The following is a 9,910-nucleotide window of genomic DNA, read 5'->3' on the forward strand; positions in this document are numbered from 1 at the left end:
CCTCGCCTTAGGGGCCGGCTAACCCTGCTCAGATTAACTTTAAGCAGGAACCCTTGGACTTTCGGCGAGGGTGTCTCTCACACCCTTTATCGTTACTCATGTCAGCATTCGCACTTCCCATACCTCCACGGGCCCTCACGGGTCCCGCTTCAACAGCCTAGGGAACGCTCCGCTACCGCTTGCACAAAGTGCAAACCCACAGCTTCGGTGTATGGCTTGAGCCCCGGTACATTTTCGGCGCAAGAACCCTTAAATCTAGACCAGTGAGCTGTTACGCTTTCTTTAAATGATGGCTGCTTCTAAGCCAACATCCTGGTTGTTTTGGGATCCTCACATCCTTTCCCACTTAGCCATAACTTGGGGACCTTAGCTGGTGGTCAGGGTTGTTTCCCTCTTCACGACGGACGTTAGCACCCGCCGTGTGTCTGCCGGACAGTTCTTCCAGGTATTCGGAGTTTGATTGGGTTTGGTAAGACGGTGAGTCCCCCTAGCCCATTCAGTGCTCTACCCCCTGGAGAATACATCCGACGCTCTACCTAAATAGATTTCGCGGAGAACCAGCTATTTCCGAGTTTGATTGGCCTTTCACCCCTAGCCACAAGTCATCCCAATCTATTGCAACAGATGCGGGTTCGGTCCTCCAGTGCATGTTACTGCACCTTCAACCTGCTCATGGCTAGATCACTCGGTTTCGGGTCTAATCCGACGAACTGAACGCCCTGTTCAGACTCGCTTTCGCTACGCCTCCACCTATCGGCTTAAGCTTGCTCGCCAGACTAAGTCGCTGACCCATTATACAAAAGGTACGCGGTCACCCTTTCGGGCTCCCACTGTTTGTAGGCATCCGGTTTCAGGTTCTCTTTCACTCCCCTTGTCGGGGTGCTTTTCACCTTTCCCTCACGGTACTGGTTCGCTATCGGTCATGCACGAGTACTTAGGCTTGGAGGGTGGTCCCCCCAATTTCAGACAGGATTTCACGTGTCCCGCCCTACTCGAGGACCATGACAGACATTGCGCCTACGGGACTATCACCCACTCTTGTCAGGCTTTCCAACCTGTTCGGCTTCTTCTTGTCATGGTCACTGGCCTGGTCCGCGTTCGCTCGCCACTACTAACGGAGTCTCGGTTGATGTCCTTTCCTTCGGGTACTTAGATGTTTCAGTTCCCCGAGTTCGCTTCTAACCCCTATGTATTCAGAGTTAGATACCTCGCTGTTGAACCTTGGTAACCGCAATCGCACCGGGGCTTGCGCTCCAGTGCCATTCCGATCTTACCAAGGTTCGGAGGTGGGTTTCCCCATTCGGAAATCCACGGATCAAAGCTTATTCGCAGCTCCCCATGGCTTATCGCAGCGTATCACGTCCTTCATCGCCTGTGCATGCCAAGGCATTCACCAGATGCCCTTAAGACACTTGATCGTTCTCATCGCCCATGTTCATCAGACCCCATCCTAAGACGGGGTGAGAGAGACGAACAGGACGGCTTCATTCTTCTGAGCGCCCTCAACACCGGCCCGCGTGCAACGGGGATCGGCGTCCTGCGACGGCGCTCTGTCAGCTCTCGTGCCTTGGAGGACGAGAACTGACGAAAGACCAGCTTCCAGAGACGGGACCCGACAACGGCGGTCAGGCACGTTGATCGGTGACGCCACGGCCCGAAGGCCAAGGCGCCGGGTATGGCGCGGAACGTTGTTCCAGCGGGCGATGAACCCTCTGGCGATCCGCCCCGGACAGGGTCGATCGGCCTTTCGGCCAGTCGATCCTTCAGGACCCGTCTTCTCTTCACAATGTGTCAGAACAGGCGAACCGAACCCCGATGGGCGCGGCCGCAAAGCGTGCACTTTCTTCCTGGATATCCCGGTCCAAACCATTCGGAGGGAATGGTGGAGCTTGTCGGGATCGAACCGACGACCCCCTGCTTGCAAAGCAGGTGCTCTCCCAGCTGAGCTAAAGCCCCGTTCCCGATCGCCGCGAGGCGCTCGAGGCAAATGGTGGGCCCGGGTAGATTCGAACTACCGACCTCACCCTTATCAGGGGTGCGCTCTAACCAACTGAGCTACGGGCCCGATCTTCTTGATCCCGGCCCGGCCGAGGTCGTCGTGATATATCCAGGGAAGAAAGAGAAACATGGGCGGCGATGCCGGCCATCACCCCAATCCCGATCTCGAGGATCGATGGACAGGGCACTGGTATGCGCGATGCTCACCTGACTGATGGCATCTTGTTCTAAAATCATCCGATACGGAAGTCCGAAGCGTCTGCCCGAAAGCAGAGGGTTCGAAGGCCGTGAAAGGGCGATCCTTAGAAAGGAGGTGATCCAGCCGCAGGTTCCCCTACGGCTACCTTGTTACGACTTCACCCCAGTCGCTGACCCTACCGTGGTCGCCTGCCTCCTTGCGGTTAGCGCAACGCCTTCGGGTAGAACCAACTCCCATGGTGTGACGGGCGGTGTGTACAAGGCCCGGGAACGTATTCACCGTGGCATGCTGATCCACGATTACTAGCGATTCCAACTTCATGCACTCGAGTTGCAGAGTGCAATCCGAACTGAGACGGCTTTTTGGGATTAGCTCGACCTCGCGGTCTGGCTGCCCACTGTCACCGCCATTGTAGCACGTGTGTAGCCCAGCCCGTAAGGGCCATGAGGACTTGACGTCATCCCCACCTTCCTCTCGGCTTATCACCGGCAGTCCCCCTAGAGTGCCCAACTGAATGCTGGCAACTAAGGGCGAGGGTTGCGCTCGTTGCGGGACTTAACCCAACATCTCACGACACGAGCTGACGACAGCCATGCAGCACCTGTGCACCTGTCCCGAAGGAATAGCTCCATCTCTGGAGCCGTCAGGGCATGTCAAGGGCTGGTAAGGTTCTGCGCGTTGCTTCGAATTAAACCACATGCTCCACCGCTTGTGCGGGCCCCCGTCAATTCCTTTGAGTTTTAATCTTGCGACCGTACTCCCCAGGCGGGAAGCTTAATGCGTTAACTGCGCCACCGAGAGATAAATCCCCCAACGGCTAGCTTCCATCGTTTACGGCGTGGACTACCAGGGTATCTAATCCTGTTTGCTCCCCACGCTTTCGCACCTCAGCGTCAGTATCGGACCAGTGAGCCGCCTTCGCCACTGGTGTTCCTGCGAATATCTACGAATTTCACCTCTACACTCGCAATTCCACTCACCTCTTCCGAACTCAAGACACCCAGTATCAAAGGCAGTTCCGGGGTTGAGCCCCGGGATTTCACCCCTGACTTAAATGTCCGCCTACGTGCGCTTTACGCCCAGTAATTCCGAACAACGCTAGCCCCCTTCGTATTACCGCGGCTGCTGGCACGAAGTTAGCCGGGGCTTCTTCTGTGGGTACCGTCATTATCGTCCCCACTGAAAGAGCTTTACAACCCTAGGGCCTTCATCACTCACGCGGCATGGCTGGATCAGGCTTGCGCCCATTGTCCAATATTCCCCACTGCTGCCTCCCGTAGGAGTTTGGGCCGTGTCTCAGTCCCAATGTGGCTGATCATCCTCTTAGACCAGCTACCGATCGTCGCCTTGGTAGGCCTTTACCCCACCAACTAGCTAATCGGACGCGGGCTCATCCTGAACCGATAAATCTTTGCCCCTCAGGGCACATGCGGTATTAATTCCAGTTTCCCGGAGCTATTCCGCAGTTCAGGGTAGATTCCCACGCGTTACTCACCCGTCTGCCGCTCCCCTTGCGGGGCGCTCGACTTGCATGTGTTAAGCCTGCCGCCAGCGTTCGTTCTGAGCCAGGATCAAACTCTCAGGTTTGATAAGAGTTCTTCCCGACTAGTCACTGTCTCAAAGCATCGACGAGAGAAACGACCAAAACACCGGCCAGCCCGAAAGCCAACCAGCGCACATGATCGTCAAACACTCCAACCGAAGTCGGAGCGTGTACACTCTCATCTCAACGAAACGTGTCTCGTCGGTTTGTTCTCTCGGACGTCACTCAAATGGAAAGGAAATACCATTCAGAGCGCGTCCTCGGCCAACACCGCCGTCCACGTTTCTCTTTCTTCCAACACTATTCAATTTTCAAAGATCACGGCGGACGAACCACCGTCGGTCGACCCTCGGGCCAACCTTGCAAAGCATCCAACAGACACTTCGAAACTTTTGACACCCGGAGGCGCAAAAACGAGCCGACCAGCTTAACCTCCCAGGAAACCTGAGAACCAAACCGTCAGCTTTACCGCGAAACAAACGAGCCTTCCAGGCCGGCTTGTCCGCCCGACAGCGCCAGGGCCGTCGTTGATGAGCGGCTTATAAGGGGATTCTTCACGGGAGGTCAACACCCCCTGTCACGAAAAATGAACGGAATCGTCGTGAAACCGACTCGGGGGCGGTTCTCATGAGTTCAAGTTACTGATTTCAATAGATAATTCCTCTTCTTCATAGGCTTCGCACGGGTTCTGTCGGATGAACCGGCCTCTGAGAGCTGAGCCTTGGGCGCCTTCATGCCCTTATTGGGCGTCGGGTCGCCGAGGTGACGAGGCGCGTCACCAGTGGGGAAGGCGCAGACGCTGATCCCATGCCTCCCTCAAGAGCCCTGGAGAGGGTGAGGCTGGTTTGGGCGGGATCCAGAATAGGCGCTTTCGTACCGATCACCGGCACGCTGATGGCGACGTTGGAGCGCTAAAAGAACCTATTGGGAGTGCTCGCCGACGAGCTTGAATAAAGGCCTTAGGTCGCTCGATTAGCTCCTCATCAGGGGCGTGATGCAGGTTTCGAACGCCTGATTTTCCGGGATTTGGATGCTGCCCGCTTTCTTGTTCTAAATGTTCTATATGTTCAGGGAAAAATACGCTTTTAAAAACAATATCTTGCGTTGCGAAAAGCTACCTATGGGGACTGAAAAGCTACCTATGGGGACTGAAAAGCTACCTATGGGGACTGAGGGCTATTCAAAAGGCTACCTTTGACATGTATAGCAGGTAGCCATGGGAAAGACGCTGCAAGTGATCGCTGATCGGGCCTATGACAAGGACCGCTCCTACCGCCCAGGGGAACTGGTGGAGGGGCGTTTTGCCGACCTCACCAATCCACCTGGCATCGTGGCACTGAAGCTCTACGAACTGATGTTCCGGGCTGCGGGGGCAGCACTAGCAGAAGACCGTTGGCACACACTCGATCTAGCGGCGATCAAGGCTGAGGCAGGGATCAAGAACCTGACCAAGCGCGAACTCGTGGACCTGTTCAAGGAACTGAGTGGCGCAGTCATGGAGTACCAATCCGGCACCAAGATCGTGGTGGGCTCACTTTTGGCGATCGCGGAGATCGAGACCGACGACGGCCCTGTGGTCGCGCGCTGGAAGTTCGGGGAAGCGTTCCGCCACATCGCCCAAGGCTCGGATTATTGGGCGATCATCGACCGTTCCACAGCGCTCTCAATGACCAGTCGGTACGCTATGCGACTCCATGAGATGATCGCGCTCCGAGCGAACCTCTCTCACAAGGCTTCCGAGACTTTCACGCTGCTCGATCTTCGTGCTCGCCTTGGAGTGCCAAAGGGTAAGCTGGAGAGGTGGGATATGCTCAACCGGAAGGCTATCCAACCCGCCATCAACGAAGTGAACCGGATTTCGCGCTTTGCCGTCTCGGCCGTCCCGAAGAAGCGCGGACGCATCGTCGTGGGGGTCGAGATCTTCTGGTCGGTGCGGACCCACGACACCGAGATCGAGGGGGAGCCCGTCCCCTCCCGGCCATCGCTTTCCGTCATCCCGCCCGAGGACACGCCTTCCGAGGCTCCAAAAGCTTCAAGGACGCGCGCCGTGCGCAAGCCGGCGTCGGACACTGCCGCGTCCGCCAAGCCGCGCCAGCGGCGCTCCAAGGCGGACGCGGCGCCCCCGCCCTTGGCGGCCTTCCCGAGCGAGGGAAGCCTTCACTACACGGCTTGGGCCGAGCCGGCGCGCCGGGAGCTGCCGCAGCCGACGCCCGATCTCGCTGTGGTGGCGGATGCGTTCCGGCGCTGGGCGAAGGGCCGCAAGATGGCGCTCGACCATCGCGACATCCTTCAGATCTTCGAGACCTGGTGCGCCAAGTACCAGGTCCGGAAATAGCGCCGGTGCTTTCGCCTATCCTCTGACGGCCGCCAGGAGCCGCGTCACGAGGCCGGAGCGATCAGGCTCCGGGGAGGGCGAGACGGCGATCGTCTTCTCGTGGGTGATCGCCAGCCGCTGGGCCTGGTCGCGCCACTGGTTGCGCTCTTCGCGCAGCTCGGCCGCGCGCTCGCGCTCCGTTGCGAGCAATGCCTCCAGGCGCTCCACCGTGAAACGAAGCGTAATCGCCTCCTGCAACGCCTTGGCGTCCATTTCACCGTACGGCGATCCCGTTTCGGATCGCTGCACCGTTTCGCTCGGGGCCGTTTCATGGTTGGCCGCCAGGTAGCGGGTGAGCTCGGACGGGTCGATCCGGAAGGAGCCGTCCTCAAGGCGCGTGGCCGAGATCTTACCGCTTTTGACCGCGCGCCAGATGGTCGGCTTCGTCTTGCCGGCGACTTCGGCAGCCGTTGCAAGCGTGTAGGACATGGAGCGGGGCCTTGTGTTCGATCCTGTTGCGCAACGCTAGCGATCGAATGGTTAATCCAGCCTTAAGCATTCAGATCGTTCGTTGCGCCCATGCCCTGAAACACCTTGCATGAAACGATCCGAAATAGACACTATCGTAGGATGTTACGGCTCAAACCTCAGAGCTGACATCAACTCTTGGCGGCTTGCCTCCCTGGCAGACCCCTTTGGCTTCATAGCCCCTTTTGCAGGCTCGGCTTGCCTTCACAAACATCTCGGCTTCGTCTCTGCCGGAGATCGTTTCGGAGGCGTTCGAGGCACCGGAAAATGCCGCTTTTCCAGCGGCAAAATGCGTTTTTTCCTGTTTTTTCTTGTTTTTAAGGGCGAAAACGCCTTTGGAATCATGAGGTTATACCCCCCTATTCTGCCTTTTTCCGGGTTATCTCTGCCTTTTTCCGGGTTATCTCTGCCTTTTTCCGGGTGTTTTCCACAGTCTGCCGTTGCGTTTCCAGACGGCAGAATTCACCTATTCTGCCCTTCGAGACTTGCGGCAGAAGTACCCGGAACATGGCAGAGTTGACGAGGAAACCAGCGGCTAAATTCCGGGTCGAGCGCTATGATCCAGCCGCCCCGGAGCGCCCTGCGGAGGAGCGATGGGTGTCCATGAGCAATGCCCTGACGCGGGCAGGGCATGGGCTGACCCTGGCCGAGAAGCGCATCATCGCGCATGCCGCCTCGAAGCTGGACAGCCGGCGGCCCTTGGCGCCGGGCGAGGTCCCTCAGACCCATCTGACGGCGGCCGAGTATGCCGAGACCTTCGACGTGGATCTCACCACCGCCTACGAGGCTCTGCAGAGCGCGGCCAAGACCCTCTACGAGCGATCCATCACCTTCTACGAGGCGGCGCACCGGCGGCGCGGCAAGTCGCTGTCTCTGGCCAAGGTGCAGATGCGCTGGGTCGGCTCGGTGAAGTACCACGAGAAGGAAGGCTGGGTGGAGCTGCATTGGTGGCCGGCGCTGCTGCCGCACCTGACGGGGCTCAAGAAGCAGTTCACGAGCCACCAGCTCAAACAGGCTTCGGCGCTGCGCTCGGTCTATTCCTGGCGGCTCCTGGAGCTTCTGACGCGGTTCGGCTCGACGGGCCGAGCCGAATACACGGTGGAGGACTTCGCGGCTTCCATGGACGCGACGGAGAAGCAGCAGGCGGACTTTGCCGCCATCCGGCGCAAGATCATCGAGCCCGCGGTGCGCGAGCTCGTGGAAAAGGACGGCTGGCAGATCGAGTGGAAGCCGATCAAGGCGGGACGCAAGGTGAAGGCGGTGCGCTTCGACTTCATGCGCGATCCGCAGGGTCAGCTGTTCTGACGGCGATGGCTCGATCGGGCCTACCCCGACGTGCCGCGCGCCTGGGACGCCGTGATCGTCGCCTCCGGTGTGGCCTTGAGGTTTTGTGACGTCAGCGCAGCGCCACCATCCAATTGGGACAGGGATGAGCGTTGAATTCAAAAATCCTCATAAATCGCCACTGACGTGCGATTCAATCCGAAAGCTACCCATCTAGGAAAAATACGAAAATCGCTTCCTGTGACCTTCTGTGGTCGAATGAGAGGCGATTGGGAAGCGTAGGATCTGCTGGAAGCATACTGGCTTTCAAAAGTGCCAATAGAGCTGTGTCGCTTGGCGTTCTCGGCCTTCGGGATCGAAAGGCCCGAACGCAAAAAACCCCGCCTCGGAAGAGGACGGGGTTTTTGAAATGCGAGAAGAGAAGAAGGATGTGATTGGCAGACCTGGCAGCGACCGACTTTCCCGCGTCTTAAGACGAAGTATCATGGGCGCTGAGGCGTTTCACGGCCGAGTTCGGAATGGGATCGGGTGCAGCCACCTCGCTATAACCACCAGGTCGGCCAATCACATCAGTCTGGAAGCTGTATCTTGAAGAAGAAGCCCGCACATCCCGGCAAGGCCTGGGATGAACATGGGCGAATGAGAACGATCAAGCCGATCGAGCTATTAGTACCGGTCAGCTTCACGCGTTACCGCGCTTCCACATCCGGCCTATCAACGTGGTCGTCTTCCACGGCTCTGATAGGGAATACTCGTTTCCAGGTGGGTTTCCCGCTTAGATGCCTTCAGCGGTTATCCCGTCCATACATAGCTACCCTGCACTGCGGCTGGCGCCACAACAGGTCCACCAGAGGTATGTCCATCCCGGTCCTCTCGTACTAGGGACAGATCCTGTCAATATTCCTGCACCCACGGCAGATAGGGACCGAACTGTCTCACGACGTTCTGAACCCAGCTCACGTACCGCTTTAATTGGCGAACAGCCAAACCCTTGGGACCTGCTCCAGCCCCAGGATGCGATGAGCCGACATCGAGGTGCCAAACAACCCCGTCGATATGGACTCTTGGGGGTCATCAGCCTGTTATCCCCGGCGTACCTTTTATCCGTTGAGCGATGGCCCTTCCACGCGGGACCACCGGATCACTATGACCGACTTTCGTCTCTGCTCGACTTGTCTGTCTCGCAGTCAGGCGGGCTTATGCCATTGCACTCGACGACCGATTTCCGACCGGTCTGAGCCCACCATCGCGCGCCTCCGTTACTCTTTGGGAGGCGACCGCCCCAGTCAAACTACCCACCATACACTGTCCCGGATCCGGATAACGGACCGCGGTTAGACATCCATGACGATAAGGGTGGTATTTCAAGGATGGCTCCACGCGAGCTGGCGCCCACGCTTCAAAGCCTACCACCTATCCTACACATGCCGACACGAATGCCAGTGTAAAGCTATAGTAAAGGTGCACGGGGTCTTTCCGTCTGACCGCAGGAACCCCGCATCTTCACGGGGAATTCAATTTCACTGAGTCTGCGTTGGAGACAGCGGGGAAGTCGTTACGCCATTCGTGCAGGTCGGAACTTACCCGACAAGGAATTTCGCTACCTTAGGACCGTTATAGTTACGGCCGCCGTTTACTGGGGCTTCGATTCAGAGCTTGCACCCCTCCTCTTAACCTTCCAGCACCGGGCAGGCGTCAGACCCTATACGTCGTCTTGCGACTTCGCAGAGCCCTGTGTTTTTGATAAACAGTCGCTACCCCCTGGTCTGTGCCACCACCAATAACTTGCGTTACTGGAGGTCACGCTTCTTCCGAAGTTACGCGTGCAATTTGCCGAGTTCCTTCAACGCAGTTCTCTCAAGCGCCTTGGTATACTCTACCAGTCCACCTGTGTCGGTTTAGGGTACGGTCTATACGGTGGGGCTATTTCCTGGGACCCCTTCGAGGCTCGACCAATCCAATAAGGTCGAACAACACACGGGATCCGTCACTCACCACCAGGCCCACGAATATTAACGTGGTTCCCATCGACTACGCCTTTCGG

General features: G+C 57.7%; 3 protein-coding genes, 2 tRNA genes and 4 rRNA genes. 2 read left to right on the forward strand and 7 right to left on the reverse strand.

The window, feature by feature from the left end; translation table 11 throughout:
• The 4 genes from NS365_RS14820 to NS365_RS14835 form a co-directional block, all read right to left on the reverse strand.
• Positions 1-1,418, reverse strand: a 23S ribosomal RNA gene (locus tag NS365_RS14820); the annotation flags it as partial.
• A 462-nt stretch (positions 1,419-1,880) separates the two neighbouring features.
• Positions 1,881-1,956: transfer RNA gene (locus tag NS365_RS14825), tRNA-Ala, on the reverse strand.
• 32 nt (positions 1,957-1,988) lie between these two features.
• Positions 1,989-2,065, reverse strand: a tRNA-Ile gene (locus tag NS365_RS14830).
• Between the two features lie 239 nt (positions 2,066-2,304).
• Positions 2,305-3,784, reverse strand: a 16S ribosomal RNA gene (locus NS365_RS14835).
• 1,172 nt (positions 3,785-4,956) lie between these two features.
• On the opposite strand from NS365_RS14835, the gene NS365_RS14840 reads away from it, so the two are divergent.
• Positions 4,957-6,075, forward strand: coding sequence for a replication initiation protein (locus NS365_RS14840; RefSeq protein WP_058601079.1), 1,119 nt, complete (start codon positions 4,957-4,959; stop codon positions 6,073-6,075).
• Positions 6,076-6,090: 15 nt separating this feature from the next.
• Here the strand turns inward: NS365_RS14840 and NS365_RS14845 are convergent, their stop codons facing one another.
• Positions 6,091-6,543: a helix-turn-helix domain-containing protein gene (locus tag NS365_RS14845; RefSeq protein WP_058601080.1), complete on the reverse strand. Its 453-nt coding sequence runs from the start codon at positions 6,541-6,543 to the stop codon at positions 6,091-6,093.
• A gap of 642 nt (positions 6,544-7,185) precedes the next feature.
• On the opposite strand from NS365_RS14845, the gene NS365_RS14850 reads away from it, so the two are divergent.
• Positions 7,186-7,887 (forward strand): replication initiation protein, encoded by a 702-nt coding sequence (locus NS365_RS14850; RefSeq protein ID WP_082640642.1) that lies wholly within the window; start codon positions 7,186-7,188, stop codon positions 7,885-7,887.
• Between the two features lie 420 nt (positions 7,888-8,307).
• Here NS365_RS14850 and rrf read toward each other — a convergent pair.
• A 5S ribosomal RNA gene (rrf, locus tag NS365_RS14855) occupies positions 8,308-8,422 on the reverse strand.
• Between the two features lie 89 nt (positions 8,423-8,511).
• A 23S ribosomal RNA gene (locus tag NS365_RS14860) occupies positions 8,512-9,910 on the reverse strand; the annotation flags it as partial.

The organism is Aureimonas ureilytica, from assembly GCF_001475935.1.
Classification (GTDB): Bacteria; Pseudomonadota; Alphaproteobacteria; order Rhizobiales; family Rhizobiaceae; genus Aureimonas; species Aureimonas ureilytica_A.